24 protein-coding genes and 2 pseudogenes are annotated in these 21000 nt (G+C 59.0%); 13 read left to right on the top strand and 13 right to left on the bottom strand.

The window, feature by feature from the left end:
* From AC0L2X_RS31260 to AC0L2X_RS31250, 3 genes and pseudogenes are all read left to right on the top strand, one after another.
* Nucleotides 1-310 (top strand): annotated as a pseudogene (locus tag AC0L2X_RS31260) (type II toxin-antitoxin system HipA family toxin); the annotation flags it as partial.
* Complete coding sequence (locus AC0L2X_RS31255) at nt 307-1431, top strand: hypothetical protein (RefSeq protein ID WP_473601052.1); 1125 nt, start codon at nt 307-309, stop codon at nt 1429-1431. The pseudogene AC0L2X_RS31260 and the gene AC0L2X_RS31255, both read left to right, overlap by 4 nt.
* Nucleotides 1432-1508: 77 nt before the next feature.
* Nucleotides 1509-1685, top strand: coding sequence for a hypothetical protein (locus tag AC0L2X_RS31250; protein ID WP_473601051.1), 177 nt, complete (start codon nt 1509-1511; stop codon nt 1683-1685).
* 991 nt (nt 1686-2676) lie between these two features.
* On the opposite strand, the gene AC0L2X_RS31245 is transcribed toward AC0L2X_RS31250, so the two are convergent.
* Entirely contained in the window at nt 2677-3126 is a 450-nt protein-coding gene (locus AC0L2X_RS31245) for a hypothetical protein (RefSeq protein ID WP_473601050.1), read from the bottom strand.
* A gap of 512 nt (nt 3127-3638) precedes the next feature.
* Between AC0L2X_RS31245 and AC0L2X_RS31240 the strand changes: the two genes are divergently transcribed.
* Nucleotides 3639-5114 (top strand): NAD-dependent succinate-semialdehyde dehydrogenase, encoded by a 1476-nt coding sequence (locus AC0L2X_RS31240; RefSeq protein WP_473601049.1) that lies wholly within the window; start codon nt 3639-3641, stop codon nt 5112-5114.
* Nucleotides 5115-5499: 385 nt separating this feature from the next.
* On the opposite strand, the gene AC0L2X_RS31235 is transcribed toward AC0L2X_RS31240, so the two are convergent.
* Complete coding sequence (locus AC0L2X_RS31235; RefSeq protein ID WP_473601048.1) at nt 5500-5685, bottom strand: hypothetical protein; 186 nt, start codon at nt 5683-5685, stop codon at nt 5500-5502.
* Nucleotides 5686-6409: 724 nt separating this feature from the next.
* Between AC0L2X_RS31235 and AC0L2X_RS31230 the strand changes: the two genes are divergently transcribed.
* Nucleotides 6410-7159 (top strand): HAD-IIA family hydrolase, encoded by a 750-nt coding sequence (locus AC0L2X_RS31230; RefSeq protein ID WP_473601047.1) that lies wholly within the window; start codon nt 6410-6412, stop codon nt 7157-7159.
* A 550-nt stretch (nt 7160-7709) separates the two neighbouring features.
* Here AC0L2X_RS31230 and AC0L2X_RS31225 read toward each other — a convergent pair.
* Together AC0L2X_RS31225 and AC0L2X_RS31220 are read right to left on the bottom strand one after the other, a co-directional pair.
* The gene (locus tag AC0L2X_RS31225; RefSeq protein WP_473601046.1) at nt 7710-7982 is read right to left on the bottom strand and encodes a sunset domain-containing protein; all 273 of its coding nucleotides are present in this window, start codon (nt 7980-7982) and stop codon (nt 7710-7712) included.
* 1190 nt (nt 7983-9172) lie between these two features.
* A complete protein-coding gene (locus AC0L2X_RS31220) occupies nt 9173-9412 on the bottom strand; it encodes a hypothetical protein (protein WP_473601045.1) in 240 nt (79 codons plus the stop codon).
* Between the two features lie 977 nt (nt 9413-10389).
* Here AC0L2X_RS31220 and AC0L2X_RS31215 point away from each other — a divergent pair.
* Nucleotides 10390-10611 carry a hypothetical protein gene (locus tag AC0L2X_RS31215; RefSeq protein WP_473601044.1) on the top strand — a complete coding sequence of 74 codons (222 nt, stop codon included), beginning with the start codon at nt 10390-10392 and terminating at the stop codon, nt 10609-10611.
* A 222-nt stretch (nt 10612-10833) separates the two neighbouring features.
* Nucleotides 10834-11562, top strand: a complete 729-nt coding sequence (locus AC0L2X_RS31210; RefSeq protein ID WP_473601043.1) for a toll/interleukin-1 receptor domain-containing protein — start codon at nt 10834-10836, stop codon at nt 11560-11562.
* A 111-nt stretch (nt 11563-11673) separates the two neighbouring features.
* On the opposite strand, the gene AC0L2X_RS31205 is transcribed toward AC0L2X_RS31210, so the two are convergent.
* The 5 genes and pseudogenes from AC0L2X_RS31205 to AC0L2X_RS31185 form a co-directional block, all read right to left on the bottom strand.
* On the bottom strand, nt 11674-11865 hold the full coding sequence (locus AC0L2X_RS31205; protein WP_473601042.1) for a hypothetical protein: 192 nt from the start codon (nt 11863-11865) through the stop codon (nt 11674-11676).
* A gap of 47 nt (nt 11866-11912) precedes the next feature.
* Nucleotides 11913-13494: pseudogene (tnpC, locus tag AC0L2X_RS31200) on the bottom strand (IS66 family transposase).
* Between the two features lie 58 nt (nt 13495-13552).
* Nucleotides 13553-13909: an IS66 family insertion sequence element accessory protein TnpB gene (gene tnpB, locus AC0L2X_RS31195; protein WP_473601041.1), complete on the bottom strand. Its 357-nt coding sequence runs from the start codon at nt 13907-13909 to the stop codon at nt 13553-13555.
* Entirely contained in the window at nt 13906-14313 is a 408-nt protein-coding gene (tnpA, locus tag AC0L2X_RS31190; RefSeq protein WP_473601040.1) for an IS66-like element accessory protein TnpA, read from the bottom strand. The genes tnpB and tnpA overlap by 4 nt, the downstream gene beginning before the upstream one ends.
* 97 nt (nt 14314-14410) lie before the next feature.
* Nucleotides 14411-14728, bottom strand: coding sequence for a hypothetical protein (locus AC0L2X_RS31185; protein WP_473601039.1), 318 nt, complete (start codon nt 14726-14728; stop codon nt 14411-14413).
* 236 nt (nt 14729-14964) lie between these two features.
* Here AC0L2X_RS31185 and AC0L2X_RS31180 point away from each other — a divergent pair, with 236 nt between their 5' ends.
* Genes AC0L2X_RS31180 through AC0L2X_RS31170 form a run of 3 tightly spaced genes read left to right on the top strand, consistent with a single transcriptional unit; the run spans nt 14965 to nt 16543 of the window.
* A complete protein-coding gene (locus AC0L2X_RS31180) occupies nt 14965-15456 on the top strand; it encodes a hypothetical protein (RefSeq protein ID WP_473601038.1) in 492 nt (163 codons plus the stop codon).
* Nucleotides 15401-15922, top strand: a complete 522-nt coding sequence (locus tag AC0L2X_RS31175) for a hypothetical protein (protein ID WP_473601037.1) — start codon at nt 15401-15403, stop codon at nt 15920-15922. Before AC0L2X_RS31180 ends, AC0L2X_RS31175 begins: the two co-directional genes overlap by 56 nt.
* An 18-nt stretch (nt 15923-15940) precedes the next feature.
* Entirely contained in the window at nt 15941-16543 is a 603-nt protein-coding gene (locus AC0L2X_RS31170; protein ID WP_473601036.1) for a hypothetical protein, read from the top strand.
* A gap of 21 nt (nt 16544-16564) precedes the next feature.
* Here the strand turns inward: AC0L2X_RS31170 and AC0L2X_RS31165 are convergent, their stop codons facing one another.
* The 4 genes from AC0L2X_RS31165 to AC0L2X_RS31150 form a co-directional block, all read right to left on the bottom strand.
* On the bottom strand, nt 16565-17458 hold the full coding sequence (locus AC0L2X_RS31165) for a terminase TerL endonuclease subunit (protein ID WP_473601035.1): 894 nt from the start codon (nt 17456-17458) through the stop codon (nt 16565-16567).
* A gap of 55 nt (nt 17459-17513) precedes the next feature.
* A complete protein-coding gene (locus tag AC0L2X_RS31160; RefSeq protein WP_473601034.1) occupies nt 17514-18167 on the bottom strand; it encodes a terminase large subunit domain-containing protein in 654 nt (217 codons plus the stop codon).
* Complete coding sequence (locus tag AC0L2X_RS31155; protein WP_473601033.1) at nt 18130-18426, bottom strand: P27 family phage terminase small subunit; 297 nt, start codon at nt 18424-18426, stop codon at nt 18130-18132. Before AC0L2X_RS31155 ends, AC0L2X_RS31160 begins: the two co-directional genes overlap by 38 nt.
* 121 nt (nt 18427-18547) lie before the next feature.
* Nucleotides 18548-18838 carry a head-tail connector protein gene (locus AC0L2X_RS31150; RefSeq protein WP_473601032.1) on the bottom strand — a complete coding sequence of 97 codons (291 nt, stop codon included), beginning with the start codon at nt 18836-18838 and terminating at the stop codon, nt 18548-18550.
* Between the two features lie 166 nt (nt 18839-19004).
* Here AC0L2X_RS31150 and AC0L2X_RS31145 point away from each other — a divergent pair, with 166 nt between their 5' ends.
* From AC0L2X_RS31145 to AC0L2X_RS31135, 3 genes are all read left to right on the top strand, one after another.
* Nucleotides 19005-19727, top strand: a complete 723-nt coding sequence (locus AC0L2X_RS31145; protein ID WP_473601031.1) for a hypothetical protein — start codon at nt 19005-19007, stop codon at nt 19725-19727.
* Nucleotides 19728-20034: 307 nt separating this feature from the next.
* Nucleotides 20035-20403, top strand: coding sequence for a PadR family transcriptional regulator (locus AC0L2X_RS31140; protein ID WP_473601030.1), 369 nt, complete (start codon nt 20035-20037; stop codon nt 20401-20403).
* Nucleotides 20384-20617, top strand: coding sequence for a hypothetical protein (locus AC0L2X_RS31135; protein WP_473601029.1), 234 nt, complete (start codon nt 20384-20386; stop codon nt 20615-20617). The genes AC0L2X_RS31140 and AC0L2X_RS31135 overlap by 20 nt, the downstream gene beginning before the upstream one ends.
* Nucleotides 20618-21000: the final 383 nt, after the last annotated feature.

Here is a 21000-nt window from a genome sequence, read left to right as displayed (position 1 = left end):
AAAGGCGGGTTGGTCTCTCTCGCCGGCATACGACCTCAATCCCGTTCCGACCGATCTCAAGGCCCGGGTGCTGACGACGAACATCGATCTCGATGAGGGCACCTGTTCGCTCGATCTGCTGGAAGCCGCGTCGGAGTTTTTCGCGCTCACCCTGGCGCAGGCCCGCGCGATTATCAAAGAGGTCGCGACCGTGACCGCGACCTGGCGCGATACAGCCAGGGCGGTCGGCGCTCGACCGGCGGAGATCAGCCGCATGGCCAGCGCTTTCGAGCATGAGGATCTCAGGCGGGCGCGGGCGCTGGCGCTATGACGAGGACCTTCCTCCACAGTTTCGATCCGCCAGCATTCAGCCCTGTCACGGGCGCGACCGTCGACCTCGACGTCTCGGAGATCGAGGACGCCGGGATTCGCGAAGTGTTGCAGACGCCAGGGGCTGCATATGGCGCGTGGTCCATCCTGGATGCGCTGTTGACGCCAACCGGCGCGGGTACGCCCTTCATCTTCCGGGAACCACTTGGACAAGCCCGCGAGGTGAAGGTCGCGCTATCTGGCTTGTTCGGCCGCTTCGTTGCCCGCGCCTATCTGGAACGCCACTTCAACCTTTCGATCTTCGCGCATCTCGGCAGCCGCATCATCGACCTCGATCGCCGCCGGCAGGTCAAAGTCACGCGCTTGTCCCGCGGCGATCTGCCCGACTGGATCGCCTGCGCGTCCGACCTGTCCTCCTTGACCGTGGCCGAAGCGAAGGGTTGCCATGATAATGGCGGCCCGGCCAAAGCATTGAACCGCGCCTGGGCTCAGGCCGGACGGATAGATATCACCGCCGGAGGCCGCAAGGTCACAGTGAAGCGCATTGCCATCGCGACCCGCTGGGGGATGGCGGCGCCAAATCCGACGGACGCCCACCTCTCAGTCCGCGATCCGATCGATGAAGGCGAACCGATCAAGCCGGAGGAGAAAGACGCGCTCTTCATCGGGCTTCTCCGCCTCCATATCGCCAATCTCATCAAGTCGCTCGGGCACGCTGAGCTAGCCAGTGCGCTTCGCGGCCTCACTCACGTGCCCTTCGCGCGAAGACTCCAAGGGAATCTCCAACGCGCCCGAGCGCTGCTGGATGCCACGTTGGTGAGAGAGGTGGAAAAGGCCACCGCCATGGGCGGACTGATCGGAGGGATCGTCACCCGTGCCGGACCTGTCGCTGACACCGACGTTGCGCCCGCCGATCAGGAGGCGCTCGCTCGCCTCAATCTCCGGCCGGTCTTCGTCGGCATCGAGCGCGATCTCATCCGTGCCGCTATCGACGCGGAGCTGCAAACCGTTCGCATCCGCCTGACGAAGATAGTGGGTCCGGATGATTTTGCTCGGCCGGATCGCGCCGGCGGCTGGATCATCCCGGTCGGTGAGGAGCGACGCATCAGAGGAGGCACCTGATCCGGTGACCGCCGAACACAAGCATCATGGGGAAACGGCCGGCGACACGAGACACGGCACGATTACGGGGCAGAAAGATGGGAACGCAGGAGACCGATCTCTCGAATGAGGCAGCGGCGCTGGACTACATCCAGCGGCGCCCGGCCCTCATCGAGGAGGTGACGATCGACCAGGTCAGGGCGGCGGCGAAGAAGCTGCTTTCGGCCGAGCTCGCCATTATGGGCGTTGGCCCGCGGCTTGCCGGTGTCCCGTGACGAAGAACAGTCCCGCGCTCTAGAATAGTTGCTGAACGACTCCGGCTCCGTAGAGGTGTACAGAGTACAATTGAGCCCGACGCTGGCGTCGACATCGTAAACAATAGCTGGGGGGATCGGCCTCTCGTTGGCCGTCATCTACCGCGAGGCCCGTTCGCAATTCCGGGACCGAGGCGATACGCGTGATCCTGGCGGCGCCATCAAGGCGACGCGCAGCGGCATCATCCTTGAGTCCTCGGCTGGCAACGACAGCTGGATGGCAATAGCAGGGCTTGCTAGTTTCTATGCACGATCCGTCGGATCGGCCCCGTGCGACGCAAAGACCTTTAGCAGTCGCGAAAGCGCCTCGCAAAATGATTCGCTCCCGCGGCAGAACCATGTGATGTGGCCAGAAGCAGCGCCTCGGTCAAGGCAATGCGGACGTACTCTCAGAGAACGATCTGCACCAATTAAGTGAGGTCCTCCGCCAAGCTCAAACCTTCGCGTCCAGAGGGTCCGGGCAATGGCTAGTCAGGCGTCGGCCACCGAAGCAGCAATCATTGCCGTCGACTCGGTGAACGTCGGATTTCGCCGGGCGGATCTGTCAGGTCCGCTTCAGCGGTGCCTGATAGTGTCGGATGTCGTGTTGTCTTAGGAGTGCCGCGATCTCGCCTGGGAGCTTCAACTCAGTGACCAGAATAGCCTCAATCGGCATGTTGGTGCGAACGTCCATGGCCGCCTTAACAGCTCGATATTTGATGCATTGGTAGGCTCCCCGTCGCAGATCGACCAGATTCGAGATACGCGACTTAACCTCCAAGACGACCGTCCTCTCGGGCAGATGTACACGGCATCGATTCGGTCGCCTGAATCCAAACAGAACTCTGTGTCAGCGCGAGCCCGAGCGAAGGCGTTTCTGATCATGTGCGGGTTGGCTGTGACCCAGAGGCGAAGGGACTTGTGATGCGCACTCTCTCCGCCAGCACCGTACTTCCCCTTGCCTGAACCGAAGTCACTTCATTCCCATCCTGGCGCTTCTCACGCTCGAATTCGATTTTGTTGATCGAAAGATCACTTCCGAAGACCCGCCGGTAGAGATGCGCGCCCATTGCTCTGGCTCGTATGAGTAAACTTCGGCGGCAGCGCGCTCGAAATAGGACTGCCAATTGGTTGGATGCCGTTGCTTGTAGCTTTCGGACCTCAGGCGAGGATTGCCAAATCGACTTGCCATAAAGGCGCCGGCGCCCTTGCTCGGTTGCCTGTCCGCTTGATTGACGACGAGGACGTTCAGGAGAGGTGCATCAGGCTCAACCTGCTGGATCTTATTCATCATCTCGCCGGCAACAAGTCCGATCCTTGTTGCGAAAATGGTTGACAAACTCACTTCACGCTCTAGCCGTTGCTTCACCTCACCATACGTCATAGTCGAACCGTCCAACGCCGTCGCGATTAGCCATTTCATGGTTGGCGCAAGGGCATGCTGGATTAGGTTGTGGTTCGTGGCAGCGTACTGCGCAGACATCTTAGTCAACTTTACCCCCGCTCAGAATTGTGGCTTTCTAGACCGCGAATGTTTGTCCCGCGGTCTCTCTCTCCTGATGGAGCTTGCCTCATTTCAGCGCGTATAGCTACGCCGCCGTAATCCGAAGAAGTCGGTGTTTCCCAACTACGTCCTGCCCTGGAAGATGGCCGCAAGTTCACACTCACGAAGAGACTACCGGCGCAAGTGGAACGTCCCCAAGGGCGGTGATCGCTGAGGAGTACCCGCGGTTGGGAGGCCGATGTCTATTGTTCAGTTTGCACATGGTGAGAACCGCAAGCCATCGACCAGAAGAGTTCAATTCTCCCTTTCAAGCTGAGTGAAATGGTCTACCAGCCGTCTGGTCGAGGCCCTATAAGGAACCCGCAGGTGCGGAGTACGCACCGACGCCCTGTCGACATACATATCGGCAGCGTATGAGAAGGAATCCGGTATTGCCCCTGTGCCTGCCGCTGATCCGCCACCTGAAATCCTCGGACCTGTTTGGCGCCATCGATCGCCTGCCGGGGCTCGGCACGCCGGTTGGTGAGCGGACATTCGAGGTCCTCAACCCATCGAGCGGCGAAGTGCTGGCAGTAGTTCCCGATATGGGTGCGGCGGAGACACGCGCTGCGATCGATAAGGCCTACGTAGCGCAGCCTGGATGGGCGGCGCTGACCGCCCGAGAACGCAGTGACGTTCTGTGGCGATGGCATCAGCTGATCATTGACCACGCCAGTGATCTTGCCGCCATACTCACTGCCGAGATGGGCAAGCCGTTTGCCGAAGCCAAGTCGGAGGTTTCGCATGCGGCCGCGTATCTGCAATGGTACGCCGAAGAAGCCAATCGCATCTATGGCGAGACGATCCCCGCACCCTCGACAGACCGTCGAATGCTGGTGATCAAGCAGCCGATCGGTGTCGTCGGCACGATTACGCCATGGAATTTCCCAGCGTCGATGGTGGCGCGGAAGATCTCGCCGGCTTTGGCGGCGGGCTGCGCGATCGTGCTGAAACCTGCTGAACAGACGCCGCTCGTGGCAGGTGCAATGTTTGCCCTCGCGCATCAAGCCGGCTTTCCCGACGGCGTCGTCAACCTAGTCTATGCGTCCGAAGGTGGTGGCGTTGGACGCGAACTCTGCTCCAACCCCAAGGTCCGAAAGATCAGCTTTACAGGCTCGACCGAGGTTGGCCGGCTGCTCATGCGCCAGTGCTCCGACCAGATCAAGAAGGTTAGCCTCGAGCTCGGCGGCAATGCCCCTTTCATCGTCTTCGATGACGCCGATATCGACGCTGCGGTTGAAGGCGCGATCCAGGCGAAGTTCCGCAACGCCGGCCAGACTTGCGTTTCAGCGAACCGCCTTTACGTCCAATCGAGCGTTCACGATGAGTTCGTCGAGAAATTCGTAGAGAAAGTCCGGCACTTATCGGTTGGCGACGGCTTCGCTGCCGGAGTGGACATCGGACCGCTCATCGACATCCATGCTCTGCGCAAGATCGAGTCCCACATTGCAGATGCCGTTGCCAAAGGGGGCACAATTCGATGCGGGGCCGAACGTATCGGCAGGATTGGCACCTTCTTCAGACCCACAGTCCTCACCGAAATTTCCAGCATCATGGCGGTTGCGCAAGAGGAGACTTTCGGGCCGCTGGCGCCGATCATTCGCTTCCACGAGGCGGATCAGGTTGTGCGTGAGGCCAACGACACGATCTACGGCCTCGCCGCCTATTTCTATGCCTCGAACCTGAAGCGTGTCTGGCGCGTGGCCGAGGCATTGGAATATGGCATGGTTGGCATCAACACGGGGCGCATGTCTTCGGAAGCGGCGCCCTTTGGCGGGATGAAGCAGTCCGGCATCGGGCGGGAGGGTTCCCGCCACGGGCTCGAAGACTACCTCGAAATGAAATACCTCTGCATGGGCGGCATCTGATCTCTGTCTGGATGAACACCTCGGGCGCGCAGAATCAACCAAAGGGATGATCGAGCGCTTTGGGAAACCTTGTGGCGGATGGCTTCGGGTTATTTCCGCGCCCTCGGCCTGCTCGCCTTAAGTATGCACCTAGACGCCCAGCTACGTTGAACCGCCTCTAGGCGACGAGCCAAGCGCCGGCAAGCATTTCATCCGTGTGGGGCGACAGCATCGAGAAGGGCCCGGAGATCCACGCCGCCGACAGCTCACCCCCTTACATGGATATCTATGATAGGTTCGGCCGCGATCGCTCGTTTGGGCCTGATAAAATTGCGCCCTCGTAAACGACGTATAGCTTCTTCGGACGGGCAGGTCCCGATCGCCGTTCGGCGCCCCAACGCCTCATTTAGCAATTTTGTCCGATCACTTTCAGATAGGTTGAGTGGCATTTTCCAACCCACTTTTTCGGCTCGCTGTCGTGAAATTCAAACACGGGATGAGCGCCCTTTACGACGTGATTGAATCGACGCTCGCCCTTGTCATAGCGCCGCCCTGCTGCCTTTTCCTTCTTTGCCACGCCGGCCGCTGCCATTGTCTATCTTCGCTTCCTGCCAACACCCGGCCGCCGCCCCAAAACGAAGTGTCTTCGGGCTCTCCCTCAAAAATGTCCTAAGGCGCAATACCTCCTCTTCCTGTTGCCGCGGCCCAAGCTCCCCGACTAGCAGGCTTTTGAACAGGTCAGGCTCTTTCGCGAAGGGACATCGCAGGGCCCGACCATGATTTGGCGGAAACGCGAAAGAAATGGACGGGGAAAGCACTCGCGCTCGGGGTCAAGATTGGGGACTGAATCACATCTTGCGCGCGGGAGCGACCCCCGAAATTCGTCCGATAGGCTGTCCGATTATTTGGGATCCGCCAAGGCACCGGCGAGTTTGCGCCCGCGGCGCGAGACAATGCTGGGTTCCATCACTGTGATGCCGCCAATTACGAGGTTCTGCAGAGAAACGTCTCGCCAGGCTAGTCGTTCACGCGAACCAGAACGCGATCGTCTATCAGATGCGGTGACACAGCGAATGTCGTCAACCCGACGGTGCGGCGCGTCCGCACGGCCAGCGGATGACGCCACCGACACTTTTTACGCCGCAACGTCCTTATTGCCGCACAAGCAATTGAGCGCCCTTCGCGCATCGCTCTGAATCGGTACAGTCGCCGGCATTCTCGCCTGGAGAAGATACAGTGACAAGACGTGCCCAGGCAGTGCATCCACGAAAGACATTGAGGGTTGAGATCCAATGATTATAGCGCATCTGCTCGACATGGACGGGGTCCTGGTCCGCGGCGGCCAACCGATTGCTGGCTCGGTCGACTATGTCGCCGGGCTAATCGCCAAGGGTGAGCCGTTTCAGATCTTCACCAATAACTCGCGCTTCACGCCCGAAGATCATGCCGAGCGTCTAAGAGCGTTTGGCTTCGCGGTGCAGCCAGAGCACATCTACACATCGGCGCTCGCCACCGCGCGGTTCATGGAACTGCAAAAGCACGGAACATCTGCTTATGTCATCGGCGACCACGGTCTGGTCGAGGCCCTGCGGCAGGCAGGCTGCCGGATAACGGAGTTTGCCCCCGAGTTCGTGGTCCTCGGAGACACCATTTCGTACCACTACGAGCAGATCGCAATTGGCGCCGAGCTTGTGGCGAAGGGCGCGCGCTTTCTGGCCACCAATCCGGATGCGACTGGCCCGACCGAGCGGGGCTCCCATCCGGCATGCGGTGCAGTCGCGGCACTAATCGAGAAGGCCACCGGCCGTCAGCCCTATTTCGTCGGGAAGCCGAACCCGTTCATGATGCGCAACGCGCTCGACCGGCTCGGAGTGCGGGCTGTCGATACCATCATGGTCGGTGACCGCATGGACACCGACGTGCTCGCCGGGCTGGAATCGGGCCTCAAGACAGCCCTTGTGCTTACTGGGGTGACCAAACTGGCTGACATAGAGCGGTTTCCATTCAGACCGGACCACGTGGTCGAGTGCCTTGCCGATCTGGGCCAGATCATAGCGAAACAATAAGCCGAACGCACCCCTACACGAAGACCGGACGCTCCCTTTACGTTCCGCATGGCGGCCGTCAAACGGGGCAATCGTCGGGAGGAACGCTGGCCGAATTCCAAGGCCCGAAAGGCGTGGGCGCGTTGCACCTTAGGGAGGGGTTGCGCCTCGAACCGCTTTTTTATGGTGAACAGGAGGACGGGCGACGGGGCGGGACGCTGAACAGCATGGCAGCCGCCGGACTGGCCGTTGCCGCGGAACAGGCGACTCGGCGGCTGCGTGTAGCGAGTGGCATCGAAGCCCGTCGAAACAACTTTGAACGGCAGTTGGCAATCCGCCTGCCGCAAGTACGTTTTAATGGGATTCAAGCACCTCGCCTTCCAAATACGTGCTCTTTGACCATCGCGTGGTGTGTGGCCGATGCGATTGTCGAGCGCCTGGCGATGAGCGGAAGCTGTCTGTTCACCGGTTGGTCGCTGGTTCGAATCCGGTCCGGGGAGCCACTTTTTGCATCTAGTGCTTTGTTTCGCGCCGACTGCCTTCCCCTCTTTTTCTCCCCGCTTTTGCAGCGCTACCGTCGCGATTTCCGCCAGCCAGCCTGCCGGGCCTCTGACTCGCTGCAAAACCAACGTTCGCCGAACTCCGAACGAATGATCGTCTCGTCGTAAAACTTCTGGCCAGGAACGTGATAGATCCGCTCACCAGTGTCGATGCTGATGTTCCCTTTAATGCTGCAGTTGGCCGAAATCGCGGCGACGGCTTTGGACGACTGGCCATCGTTAGCGTAATAGCCGAATCCCGCAGCGCCGCCGAGAAGCAGCGCAAGCGGGAAGGCCATATCCATTCTAGAACGCCCTCTCCCATGCATCGATCAATAATGCCGGATAATCATGGAGCCGCAGCTAAGGTTGATCCTGCAATTTTATGAAAAACCCCGCACAAGGCGGGGCTTCCGAGGAGTTTCGGGCCGAAAGGTCAGGCGGCAATCAGAACCTCGCCCACAATCATAGGTCGCGCACCTCGCAGTCGTCCAGACGGCGAACACCATAGACCTCGCCTAGTCTGGCGGCTGGACATTCTCTAAGCCGGGTTGGCTATTTTGATGGCCTTGGCCTGGCGCTAGCCCGAAAAAGTCGAATGCCGCAACTCGACTTCCTCCCAGTGTCGGCGCATGCTTGCCGCGGGTTGGGATGGGGGGAATGATTCAACGATGGATTCACAGATAACAACCGAGTGGGCCATCAATTTAAGAAAAGAGTTGGCTGTCGCCGCTCAACAAAAGCAATTCGACTACGGAAAGTGGGTTCTGGCCTCACTGTTGACTGTGCATCTAGGGGCGTTGCTTCTCATATCGCAATCTGGTGAGGCCTCCTCAAAACTCTTTCAGGCGTCCGGCACTTAGTTGATCTAGGGAGTTATTGCAGCCCTGTTCACTGGATGTCTAGCTTGGATTAACTTTACGCTGTCCGCTTTAGTGCACTGGAAGGTCATCGAGGCGTACATCAACGGCAAGGAATTCAAACCGTCCAGATTTTTGATGTTCGGCGTAACCACTACGTTCTTCGTGTCGCCGATCGTGGCTGTTGCATCGCTTGTTTTGTTTCTAGTGGCCACGCACAGCGCTTTGGGCGCGCTGAACGCAGGGTAGAGACAAGTTTTCGAGCGGCAGACCCGACAAACGGAGATATATTAGCAACAACTTGACTAAAATGCTGCCTGCCCCAGACTCCAATGTATGGCGCGGATAGGCATTGGGGATGAGGTGGCAATAACCGCCACTGTTCGGCGTAGGGTTGATGAGGAGATCGTAAGCGTCTCTCTGCCGAGCTATAATTTCCCGCACTCGATTAGAGACAGCAAATCCAAGCTGAAGCGCGGCCAGCGGATAGAGCTTCGAGGCGAGGTTACGCGTATCGATGACGAGACCGTAACCATCGACCTTGGGCCGCTCGTGACAGTCGACATCGATAAGGTCAGTCGGGTGGCAAAGTACCGGCCACCAGTAAGAAGGAAGCCGCTGCGCGATATGGTCGACTAGCCGCCGCCGCTCATGGGCGCTTGATGCGGACGCTCCCAGTCGGCCGGCCGACCGTTCAGCAGGTTCAACGCCTTTCCCATATCCCGATGCAATTGGTCGAGCACCTCCCAATGCGGGCAGAATGGTTTGAGTGCCAACTGAGCGTCCCGCAATTCTTTCGTCAAAAACCAGGCTTGGCGTTCGATTCGGGCGACGTGGTATTCCGAAATGGCTTCGTGGCGGCGACGGTACGGCATGTTGCTCTCCTCGGCGAGGAGAGTAGGAATATTCCATTAGGGTCAATCGCAGAACAAAAAAAGAACGCTGACCCTTGGAGGCAGATTCGATTCGGGGTATGATCCGCGACGGGTTGCCGCAAGATTCGACATACAAAATGTTTTGATAGTCGGTTGACGGTTGTGGATAACGGGTGTATTTTCAGTGAAACGCCGAGCCGGTCCGTTATTATACTGGACAGCGCGCAAAAATTCATGCAAAAAAGGGCAGCCTCCGGGAATCGGATGCTGCCCTTTGTTTAGTTTGCGATCACGGTAGATGGTGCCGGAGGCAAGCAAAAACCGCGATTGCTCAGTCTAGCAGCCGAGTAGATAGCGTCCGAGGGTCCTTAAAGCAAGCCATCGGAGTACGTCACTTGAGCACTAGAAAGACCTTTGACATCGGCCGAGACTCTGGAAACGGGCAGTTTATCACCGTCAAAGAGGCCAAGGAGAACCCTCGTGAAACGACCGTAGAGCGGGTCCCGAAGCCCGGTTACGGCGACACCAAGAACGACAAGAAGTGAAACGGAGGCCCGTCACTTAACTGTGGCGGGCCTCTTTTCTTTTCGAGGGAAATCACATGACAACGAGCCATCCATTCCTTAGCGGGCCTCGTGTAAGTTTTACAGAGGCGTTTCCAAATATCGCGTCCTTCGAGCTAACCGTAGAGCAAGGTGGTGGCTTCTTTGAGAAGCCAGGAGTGAGCGTTTACAGCGAGAAGCGACCACCTTCATCCACGATACCTTGCTCTAACCGTTCCTGCCGCCGCGGAGGCCTAGAGTTACAGTGGACTCTTGGCTCGATTACAAAAGAGCCGTTTCATTGTGAACAAACGTTTCATTGCAATGGCGACGAAGGCACACCTGCGGGACGCAAGCGAGGCCGGTCCTGCATGAACGTGTTCAAGATACAAATTATCGCCAACGCTCCCGACTCTTACAAATACGAGAACCTACATGAAAAAAACTGAGTGCGAGGGGCCAATCCGCTCTTTGGCGACAACATGGGCGCGGGAAACGGGCGTTGGCGAGAACGACCACCCGAGCTTTTCCAGCTTCAAGACTTGGCTGGGCGTGAAAGGGTATTCAGGATATCTGAACTTCCGATCGACCATGGGAGCGGATTACGACGCCGAAGCATGGTTTGATGACGAGCTTGGCCAGAACTGGCGACGGTAAGCGAAGGCCGACGCGGTTTGTCTTACACATAGTTGACTGGTCTCCGGCGTGACAGCCCTTCAGAAGTTATGGATGAAACATGACTCCCTCTGAACGCATAGCACTGATCAAGGAGGTGTCGTCGCGACTGGCGAACGAGGGTTATGCTCTTATCGACGTAATTTTGGAGCAGTTTGGTCTGTCCACGATGACCAGCTGGAGCGGCGACGAGAAAAGTTACGTTTGCACCTTATCAAAAGTGCTCCAGATGATACTCTTTTGGAACTCGGCAGGCACGTTGGTATCCTGGAAGAACTCCGTCCCACGACAGGAATAACTCCGCCTTTTTGGCGAGATAGCATGTTGCGAGTGTTTATCTCGCATTTAGCCAAGCATCGTGAATTTACTGGAAAATTACAGACATGCTTGTATGAATATGGTATATCTAGCTTTGTGGCCCACAATGACATTGCTCCGACATCCGAGTGGGTGACGGAAATTGAAACTGCATTGGCTACCTCCGATGCCATGGTTGTTCTTTTGCATGACGAATTTCACGAAAGCAGTTGGACTGATCAAGAGATCGGATTCGCGATGGGTCGAGGAATACCTATTTTTGCGGTCCGGCTGGGTCGAGATCCATATGGTTTTATCGGAAAATTTCAGGCCTTTAATGGCAACAAAAAGACTGAGAAGGAATTGTCCTTAGAACTGTTTCATGGATTTCGAAAGCATAAACAAACATCTAAACAAATGGCACAGATACTCGTACGGCTATTTGAACAAAGTGATAGCTTTGCAAATGCAAAGCGTAACATGGGGTACTTGGAAGAGCTTGAGCAATGGGATCCGTCCTTTTCATCTCGATTGAAGGCTGCAGTCACAACGAATAGTCAAGTGGTTGGTTCGTTTGGCGTACCCGAACGCGCTAAAAGCCTAATCGCTAAGTGGGCGGCGCATCGATCGCGCTAGAAATTCCGAGCCTGCGCGTTCCCGCCAATCGTGCGGTTTAGCCGCTTGTCGTATTGTCCAATTCCGGCATGTGTGACCTGAACGTAAGCGCCCGGTCATGACCCAGGGCTCTTACCGGCCATCGTTTTGACCGCTGCCGCGATTGGCTTTGTGCTCGCGGATGAAGTCGGTCAGGCATTCGAGGCCGAAGTCTGTGAAGGCAGGGATCTGCTGATCGTCGGGCCCGTAGACCCAGAGGCAACCGTCCTCCGGTTCCATGTCGACATAGACCTCCCACAGCAGTTCGGCATCCTGGCCGAGCATTTCGGCGGCGAGCGGGAGGGTGTAGACCCGGGTGATAGCAGCCAGGGTCAGGCCGCCAGTCTGGTGCCGGATCGGGCGCGCCAGTTCCAGGGGAGAAGCTCGTCGATGCGATTGGCTGGATGGTCGCTGACGCGGCCGATCAGGTCGGCGAGATAGGCCTCCGGATTGATGCCGTTCAGCTTACAGGTCTGGATCAGGGTGTAGAAGACCGCCGGCGCGCTCGCCGCCGGAGTCCGAGCCGAGGAAGGTCCAGTTGCGTCGTCCGAGCGTCAGCGGGCGGATCGCCCGTTCGGCGGCATTGTTGGTCATCTCGAGACGGCCATCTTCGGTGAAGCGGCAGAGCGCCTTCCAGCGGTTGAGGCTGTAGCGGATGGCCTTGGCGAGGTCGCCTTTGCGGCTGATCCTACCCAGACTGGTCTCCAGGTAATCCTTGAGTTCGGCCAGCAACGGCACGCTTTGAGCCTGGCGCACGGCCAGACGAGCCGCGGCGCTGCGGCCGTTGATCTCGCGCTCGACGGCGAAGATCGCGCCGATCTTGTCCAGTGCCTGACGCACGATCGGCGATTTGGTCTTAGCGTGCTCGTCGAACAGTTCGCGCCTGGCATGGGCCCAACACGCGACCGGCTCCAGGCGCGGGCGACCGGTGATCGGATCCGGTTCGTAGAGCTTGTCGAAGCCGGCATAGGCGTCGGCGTGCAGGAAGCCGGATGCCGGCGCCAGCAGGGCCTGGGCGTGCTCGCCCTTGCGGTCAGGCGAGTAGCGATAGAAAGCCGCCGGAGGATTGGGCGAGCCCCAGGTGCCTTCGTCGCGCACAACGACCCATAGCCGGCCGCTCTTGGTGCGCCCGCGTCCGGGATCCTGAACCGGGATCGGCGTGTCGTCGGCATGGATGGCCGGGCCGGCGCGAGCGTAGTCGCCGATGCGGTCGGCAACCGGCGCCACCAGCCAGGCGGCCCGTCCGACCCAGTCGGCCAGGGTCGATCGATCCAGGTCGACGCCCTCGCGGGCGTAGATGCCGGACTGTCGGTTCAAAGGCAGGTGGTCGCAATATTTGGAGACCAGCACGTGGGCGATCAGCCCCTGGCCGGGTCTGCCGCGCTCGATCGGCAGGCTCGGCATCGTCGGCTGGGTGATGGCCTCGCAGTCCCGGCAGCTCAGTTTCGGCCGCACATGCACGATGACTTTGAAGTGTGACGGCACATATTCCAGCACCTCGCGTTCATCGTCGCTGATCCTGCGCAGCCGCTCGGAACCACAGGCCGGGCAGGCGCAAACCCCGGCATGGGTGACAATCTCGCGCGGCAGGTGATCGGGTAGCGGCCGGCGATTGCCGACGCGCTGTGGCCTGGTCGGCGCCGGCATCGCGCCCGGCATCGCCGCAGTCGCATCCTGGCCGGCTTCGCTGGCGGCCTCGGCCTCCTCGAGATCTCCGATGATCAGCTCGAGCAGATCGATCTGGCGATCGAGCTTCTCGGACGACTGGCCGAAGCGCGCGCGCCGCAGCGTCGCCAACTGGGCTTTCAGCTTCTCGATATGCAGCGTCTTGGCGTAGAGCTCGGCCTGCAAAGCCGCTGCGAACGCGCGCAGCGCGTCCGGATCCGACGGCAATTCCGCAGTGGCGAGAGACATGCCGGCTTATAGCAAAGTCATGACTCGCGAGCGAGAATAAATCCTTGGAATCAGGAACTTATTTAGATGGATTCGGGGCGCGTGACCGGTTCCGGCGCGACTGTCCGCCGCCAGTCGATCCCTTCGACGAGCAAGGCCAACTGGCCGGTGTCAGTTGAAGCCGGCCTGCCACAATCGGCGGCCAAACGAACTTTCCCTGCTCCAAGCGCTTGGCGAACAGACACAGCCCACTTCCGTCCCAGGCCAGGATCTTCAACATGTCGCCGCGCTTCCCGCGGAACACAAACAGCGCCCCGGAGAAGGGATCGGTGGCCAGCACGTTCTGGACCTGGGCGGCCAAGCCATCCATCCCCTTGCGCATATCGCATGGCTGCGTCGCCAGATAGACCCGCACCCCAGACCCGGGCGCGATCATGCCGCCGCCTTCAGAGCCGACAGCACCCGCCGCAGCGCCGCCTCGCTGACCTCGGCGTCCACCCGCACGCGCACGCCGCCGAGCAGGACGATCTCAATCACACCGCGCTGTTCCGGCCCACCCGCCGCGGCTGGTGCAGCAGCTGGCACGCTGCTGATGACCTCGACCGGGATCAACTCCAGCGGCAAAGCCGTCGACGCCGGCGGGCGCATCTGCCGGCGCCACGTGAACAACAGGTTCGCATTGATGTCGTGCCGCCGCGCCACCAGCGACACAGACGACCCTGACTCACAGCTCTCGGCAACCAGCCGCTGCTTCTCTTCGAGAGTGTATGACTTGCGCCGGCGGGCGCGCGCCATCCCAGAAACTTGGCCAGCCACTGCATCCGTCGCGATCGTGTCCATTAAACCCCGCTCGTGGACACTATCTTCAGCGTCCGGAGCCCGACCCCTATCCTATCCGATCCGATCCTCGCCACGGAAGGCGGTCGTCACCGGACGCTTACACCTGAACCGCCACGGTCCGAGATTGATCTTGGATGATCGCCATGAATTCCGGCCCCGGCTCGCCGACGACATGAATTTCAACGACCTGCGGCCGGTTTTGAAACGCCGACACCAGCCCGCCGCTCGCGTAGCCGCGGTGGAGCATTTCGAGATTTCCCGCGCCGATCTTGTCGACGGACGCCTTGCTGAAAACATACTCCCCGCGGTGTACGATGCCGGCGGGCTGGTTCTTGCCGCCATTACCGGTGTAGCCGCCGTCCGCGAAGCCTACGGCCTTAGCGATAGCACCTATCCACCCCGCCACCAGCGCCATCGAAAATGGCGTTTAGAGCGATTTCCAATAGCTTGTGGGCGACCTTGTCCAAAGCGCCTGCCAGGGCTTCAGCCTGCCGTTGGCAAAGACGGCCTCTATTTTTAGAAGAAGAAGGCGTCTTCCGTGTCAAGCGAAGTGAGGATTTGACCCCCCTATTGCCTCAAGCAAAATGTTACCAATAGTGTCGCTGTTCCGAATGGGATGGTCAGGTGTTGTCATCCCGATTCGGAGGATGGATGGCAAGGCGGATCAGCATGGCGACACGGTCGGAATTGGTGGAAGCAATTGTCGAGCGGTATCGATCGGGGAGCCGAAGCGATAAGCGCCTCATCCTCGATGAGTTCGTCGCGGTGATCGGTTATCATCGCAAGCATGCGATCCGAGTGCTCCGTCAACGCGCGTCGAAGATACCTGGCAACAAGAGGCACAGCCTTCGCTATGGCGGCGATGTTCGCGAAGCGCTCGTGGTGTTGTGGGAGGCATCGGAGCGGCTGTGTTCCAAACGGCTGCGGCCGTTGATACCTGTCTTGCTGCCAGCGCTTGAACGGCATCGCCGGCTAGAGCTCGACGCCGCGCTCCGCGGCAAGCTGCTGACAATGAGCCGCGACGCTGGATGGGCTTTTGGCGGAGGTACGTGTTGTGGCTCGCGGCGGCCAGCGCCGGCGAGCAGGAATGAGTTCGGCGGTTCGCCGATCGGTGCCGGTGCGCACGTTCGGGGACTGGAATGATCCGCCGCCCGGTTACGTCGAGGTCGATTTCGTGGCGCATTCCGGCACGTCTTCGTCCGGCAGCTTCGTGCAGACGATGGTGTTGACCGATATTGCCACGGGGTGGACTGAATGCGTTCCGGTCCGCACGCGCGACAGCGGCAATGTGATTGTGGCGATCAAGCAGGCCCGCTCGTTCTTTCCCTTCCCCCTGCTCGGCGTAGATTTCGACAACGACAGCGCCTTCATGAACGAGTTTCGTCGTCTCCTGGTGCCGCAGCGAGGAACTGGAAGTGACGCGCTCGCGCGCGCCTATCGAAAGAATGACCAGGCGCATGTGGAGCAGAAGAATGGCGCCATCGTGCGTCGCCTGGTGGGGTATGGTCGGTTTGTCGGCGCGGAGGCGACGGCCGCGCTTGGTAAACTTTATGCTGTCGTGCGGCTTTACGGCAATCTGTTCCAACCGTCATTCAAGCTTCAGGAGTAGACGCGGATCGGAGCTCGTGTGATCAAGCGCTATCATCCGCCAGTTCCGCCTGCGGCCCGTGTCCTTGCACATCCGGCCGAGGCCGACAAGCAGCGGCTCCAGGCGATGATGGAAACCGCCGATCCCGTGCTGCTGTTTGCTGGTATCCGCGCCGCGCAGGAGGAGCTTGGGCGGCGGGTCGATCGTCATGGCCTGAATGCGAAGATTGAGGAGCCGGCCGTTATCGATCTCCAGCACTTCGCCGCGAATCTGAAGACGGCCTGGAAGAGTGGCGAGACCCGACCAACGCATCGGCGGCCGTATCGGCGGACCAAACCCTATCCGAAGAGACCCAGCATGTACGAGCCGTTCGAGGCGCAGATCAAGGGATGGCTCGAAGAAGACCCGGCGCTCTCGGCAGCAAGTGTGTTGCAACGCCTGACAAAGATCGACCCCTCGCGCTTTAAGGAAAAGAACCTGAGAATGGTGCAACGGCTTGTGAAGGTCTGGCGCATGGAAGTGGCTGGGCTGATCATCCTCGATGGCGGTTGGATGAAGAGCTGGCCGCTATCTCCCTCCGCCGCGACAGATGGAGAAAGGGCCCATGTCGGCCCTATCGCGTTCGGTAACATTCCTCGGTGAGGCAATAGGGGGGTCAGTTTCTCAATTCGCCCGACATTCCGACGCGGTCTCGTACATTGACGAACCTGACGCGCCCGCTACGGCACGGCCACACGCCATGATCGCGGCGGCGCAGGGGTCAATACGATCCGCTGAACGAGCCTTGTTCGGGCGACGGTTGCCCGACTGGTCCGTCATCATGACGGTGTTGCCTACGGCCCACCGCAACAGTGGATTGCCACCGTGGCAGAAGCGCCGCGTGAGCATGAGCTGTTCGAAGTCATCAACGGGTTTTGTGTAGTTGGCCAGCGTTTGTGGAAAGGCCGCTACAGGTATGTCGTCGGCCTCGAGGTTCTCCATAATCTCGCGCGCAAGATATTGATCGAAGGCGACCTCTTGGACGTCCAGAAGCCCACATAGGAATCGAATGTGCTCTTCGATAATGAGACGATCCACGATGTCGCCAGGACATGCTGTAAGATAGCCTTGGTCACGCCACAACGGATATGGCGCGCTATCGTTATCGGCGCGTCGTCGGATTCCTTCCTCCGGTGCAAACGACTGGACATGAAGCGCGTAGCGGACATCGTCTATTTCAATACAAGCCGCAACGGCTGCCAGATCGGTTCGCTTCGCGAGATCGCAGGATCTCCACGCTCGCTTGCCCTTAAGCGATGGCAGGTCGAATGGTTCGGCGTTCTCATCCCAGATCGACAAATCCCATTCCGGGTTTGCAGCGCCATCTTGCCAGATGTTGAGGTGCAATTGCTGGAACATGGCGCGGTCAGCCGGCCGGTATTCGGCCTCGCGCACCATCTGACGCATGCCGTCAATATCGGGATACGGCGGCACGCATGACAGCCCGGGGTTTACTCGGTGCCACACTGCCTCATCGCGCCAGTCTTCGTCATTGTCGGCTTCAAACAGGATCGGCAAGAAAGCTTCGTCTTCAATGGCGCCAGATGCTACTTGTCACGCGTAGGCGTACATATCATACGCCTATGCCGGCCGTGGTGGTGACCACAAGCAAGCTGCCTGGCGTCTTCACAAGGCCGGTCTTAATGGCGTCCCATAGGTCGCGTTTCTTCCACGCATGAAGCTCGTCCACGAGCGCGAAGACAGGCGTGCGTCCATGCGCCGTGGCCGCATCAGCGGACATCGCCCGATAGAAGGCGCCGCTCTTGCGATGGGTAATTCGGGACTTGGTGTCCTGAATCTGGAACGCTTCTTCTGTCCGCGGATGGGCGCGAATGATGCCGACCATTTCCTCCAGCGCGATACGCGCCTGATCCCTATCCACAGCCGCGGAGACCACTTGGCTGCGCGGTATGCGTTCAGGACCGAGTGCTACAAGACAGAGTGCGCTCCCGATCGTCGTTTTGCGCTGGCAGCGGGGCAGAAGTCCGAAGACGGTCTTGATGCGACGGGTGCCGTCCGGCTTGGTGTCGCCGTAGACTCGCCGAATGATGCGCTCCTGCCAGCGGTCCAACTGGAAAGCATTGCCTCGAAGACCGCTCTTGGGGTGGCGGAGCGCCCTGATAAAACGGACGGCTCGCTCGCCTTTTCTATGCGGGTCCGGGATTGGGCTGTCGTCGAAGATCCACGCATTAGATGTCTCCGAGGTCGTCGGCGTCGTCGTTTCCAATGGCGCCTCCTTTGTTCTTGCTCCTCGATGCCGGTGCCAAACCAAGGGCGTCTGCGAGGCGTGCAAGCGTCGCGTGGTATTCTTTAAGCAGCGTGGTTTCAGGCCGGCGCTTGGTCTCCCCGGATGGTGAGACCATCGTTAATCCGTGCTCGGCTATTGCCACTTCACAGGCGCCAATGTGCGCGACCACGCGGCAGTAAGCGTCGACAAGGGGCAACTCGTGGTCGGCGATCTTGGCGTTGCTCGACCAGAACGCCAAGCACCTTGCGCCATTCCCTGACAGCGCGGCCCTCTTTAGGTGCGGCTGGTACTTTCGATAGCGCACCGTCGAGCGCTGTGACTGTAGCCTTCCGACCACGCATTGTTTGTTTCCCTATAAATTAGAACGTGTAGTTTCGGCGCTCGCGAACGATGTCCCACATGCCGAGCGGGAGTTCGCCGGGAACGTCGCCTGAGGTGGCTTCACGGTTTTGGTACCAGCTTGCAGCCAACTGCATGACTGCCTCTGAGATATCCAAAGGCACCGTCGCAAATTCGGCCTCGATCTCGTATCCGAGCAGCTGCTCAATATGGGCTTGAGCCGCCTCAATCAGGGTCTGGATTAATACGTCATCGTCGTTGAAATGGATGTGCAAGTGCGCCTTCTGGTCGACAAGCGAGACGACAGCCATTGGATGAATTCCTATTTAGCGTTTATTGCGAATTGTTGGGCACGCGTGGTCAGGGAGTGGCTGCAAAAAGTTGCCGACCCGGCCCGAGTGCAGAAGTATCTTGACCCTGCGGTAGAAGTTTCTCACTAGGCCTGTTATCGTGGCCACCTAGTGGGGAGGATCACGCTTGAATGCTCTGGGCGCCATTCAGTACGTAACCACCGGGTTGACCTTGGTGGCGTTCGTAGTAGCTGTGGCATTGCTCGCGTACCGCGCGTCTTTGAAGAGTCGGGAAAAAGTTCTTCAGTCTGTACCTGCGAAGGATCGTCTTGCGGTCGCGGAGACGACTGCCGAATATATTGGCGTCAAGCTAAGTGACATCCCAGCTAACAGCAGGGCCGATGTCGTCTTGCAACAGCTCCACATCAAGGCCCAGCGTCAGTGGCAGATTACGCTCGTGGCCTTCGGCATCGCCCTAATCTTGGGGATAATTACTTTGGTCGCCATGCGCCAGACGAAGGCGCCGCCTCTCCAAGCAGATTTTCGGGTGTGTACCGGCGAGTTTGAAAACGGGTGTCCAGTTCAATACGACATCTTCGCTGTCTGCGGTACCGACGTCGAAGCTCTAGCCAAGAAGTTATGCAAACTGAAAAGTCTTGGAATTGTAACCAAAGGTAGCACCCACGGTGGCGGATGCGGTTATGCTTGGTACGATATTACATGTCTGGATAGGAATCCAAACACCAAACCCACCCTCTTGACGGATGTTCTTCCGCCTATTGCACAGCCCATTCATGGGCTGCCAGTTCGACCTATCCTAGAACAGTTGCATGTCGCCTTTCGGCGCCTTGATGTGGTCCACCATGTCCGCTGGCCTGCCGCATCCGCACGCGCACAGCGAGCTGCCTAGGGCGGCCAGGAACGCCTTGCTCTCACGTGCCCCCTTGCCGTCATAGCCGCGCTCAGAAGCGCTGCCGCGTGCCTTGTCGTTAGCGGCTTGGCGTGTCTTAGCGTTGTGTATTTGGCATGGGCACTTCTGGCCCTTCGGCACGCTGAAGCCGCATGCGCAGATCACGTTGGGCATGCCCCGTCCCCCCGATTGCAAGAAACTCCTTGCAATACTCTCACCGTGTTATATATATACGTCGTGCAGGAAATAGCTTCTGCGCCCTGAGGCACGCCTTGGGTAACCCAGCAACATTGGAGAAAACGAGTGGATGAAACAGAATCCAAACCAGACCAGCACTCTGAGCGTGGGCCTAGGCCCTTTTGAGCTGAGGCTGTTGGCCTTAATAAACCGACTGCGAGGCGTAGCCTGGGGATCCAAACTCCAAGCCGAGCTTTCGAAGTCTCTCGGAAGAGATGTAGCTGTTGGGCAGCTATACTTGGCGCTCTCAAAGCTAGAGCGCAAAGGGTTCATCTCCTCCGAGATTATAGATCCGGAGCCTGTACGTGGCGGCCGCTCGAAAAAAGTGTTTCGATTGGAAACACCGGGTGCGAGGGCTCTGGAGAGAACGGCCGCCTTTTTAGACGCATCAGGTGTTCTCCCTCCAAAGGAGCTACACCATGGCGAGAGTGCCATTTAAGATCGTTCGCTTTCTCGTCAAGTGTACGGCGGAACGCGAAAACAAAACTGATATTGTTGTCACGTTGGATGAACGGTTCGGTGAGCTATATGACGAATTCGGGCCTGTTTACGCGCATTGGTGGAGTTTTGGCCAAGCGCTACGCTCGTTGCCATATGGCCTGATCGCAAACATTCTGAGGATCGCTCTCACCATCTGGGCGATCGGCAGCTAGACAAAAGGCAAGGGAGTTTCTCCCTTGCCTTTGCCTTTTGCGATGGCAGCATCACGCTGCCACCCGCTTATTTGACCCTTGGCCGGCGCCCACTGGAGACCAGTGAGAAAGGAGTGCGGCTGGTATCTGGACTATGCAACCTTGACCCGATTGAGGAACTATTTGGTGGGCGGGAGGCTACTTCACGTTATCCGGCAAGCCCGTAAGCCACGCAAACGCGCGTGACGTTGCCCCCAGTTTCTATCCAGTTTTGAGTTCGTTTCCGGCGTGGGTTGTGCCCTGCTGGGCGGGTGAAGCGACGGGCGCTGCGCGGCGACAATCAAGGTGAGATTCGCATTGCCTCGTCGAAAATGTTCCTGAATGTTCAACCGTTGCCTCACATA

It is taken from the genome of Mesorhizobium sp. WSM4828 (assembly GCF_055811175.1).
The sequence above is the reverse complement of the archived record's forward strand: the minus strand, read 5'-3'. Positions and strand labels throughout refer to the sequence as shown.

What these genes read in the sequence shown, in the direction of transcription:
- AC0L2X_RS31255 (WP_473601052.1), top strand. Translation starts at nt 307, where the DNA reads ATGACGAGGACCTTCCTCCACAGTTTCGATCCGCCAGCATTCAGCCCT.
- AC0L2X_RS31250 (WP_473601051.1), top strand. Translation starts at nt 1,509, where the DNA reads ATGGGAACGCAGGAGACCGATCTCTCGAATGAGGCAGCGGCGCTGGAC.
- AC0L2X_RS31245 (WP_473601050.1), bottom strand. Translation starts at nt 3,126, where the DNA reads ATGAAATGGCTAATCGCGACGGCGTTGGACGGTTCGACTATGACGTAT.
- AC0L2X_RS31235 (WP_473601048.1), bottom strand. Translation starts at nt 5,685, where the DNA reads ATGGCAGCGGCCGGCGTGGCAAAGAAGGAAAAGGCAGCAGGGCGGCGC.
- AC0L2X_RS31230 (WP_473601047.1), top strand. Translation starts at nt 6,410, where the DNA reads ATGGACGGGGTCCTGGTCCGCGGCGGCCAACCGATTGCTGGCTCGGTC.
- AC0L2X_RS31225 (WP_473601046.1), bottom strand. Translation starts at nt 7,982, where the DNA reads ATGGATATGGCCTTCCCGCTTGCGCTGCTTCTCGGCGGCGCTGCGGGA.
- AC0L2X_RS31220 (WP_473601045.1), bottom strand. Translation starts at nt 9,412, where the DNA reads ATGCCGTACCGTCGCCGCCACGAAGCCATTTCGGAATACCACGTCGCC.
- AC0L2X_RS31215 (WP_473601044.1), top strand. Translation starts at nt 10,390, where the DNA reads ATGAAAAAAACTGAGTGCGAGGGGCCAATCCGCTCTTTGGCGACAACA.
- AC0L2X_RS31205 (WP_473601042.1), bottom strand. Translation starts at nt 11,865, where the DNA reads ATGCTCGGCCAGGATGCCGAACTGCTGTGGGAGGTCTATGTCGACATG.
- tnpB (WP_473601041.1), bottom strand. Translation starts at nt 13,909, where the DNA reads ATGATCGCGCCCGGGTCTGGGGTGCGGGTCTATCTGGCGACGCAGCCA.
- tnpA (WP_473601040.1), bottom strand. Translation starts at nt 14,313, where the DNA reads ATGGACACGATCGCGACGGATGCAGTGGCTGGCCAAGTTTCTGGGATG.
- AC0L2X_RS31185 (WP_473601039.1), bottom strand. Translation starts at nt 14,728, where the DNA reads ATGGCGCTGGTGGCGGGGTGGATAGGTGCTATCGCTAAGGCCGTAGGC.
- AC0L2X_RS31180 (WP_473601038.1), top strand. Translation starts at nt 14,965, where the DNA reads ATGGCAAGGCGGATCAGCATGGCGACACGGTCGGAATTGGTGGAAGCA.
- AC0L2X_RS31175 (WP_473601037.1), top strand. Translation starts at nt 15,401, where the DNA reads ATGAGTTCGGCGGTTCGCCGATCGGTGCCGGTGCGCACGTTCGGGGAC.
- AC0L2X_RS31150 (WP_473601032.1), bottom strand. Translation starts at nt 18,838, where the DNA reads ATGGCTGTCGTCTCGCTTGTCGACCAGAAGGCGCACTTGCACATCCAT.
- AC0L2X_RS31140 (WP_473601030.1), top strand. Translation starts at nt 20,035, where the DNA reads ATGAAACAGAATCCAAACCAGACCAGCACTCTGAGCGTGGGCCTAGGC.
- AC0L2X_RS31135 (WP_473601029.1), top strand. Translation starts at nt 20,384, where the DNA reads ATGGCGAGAGTGCCATTTAAGATCGTTCGCTTTCTCGTCAAGTGTACG.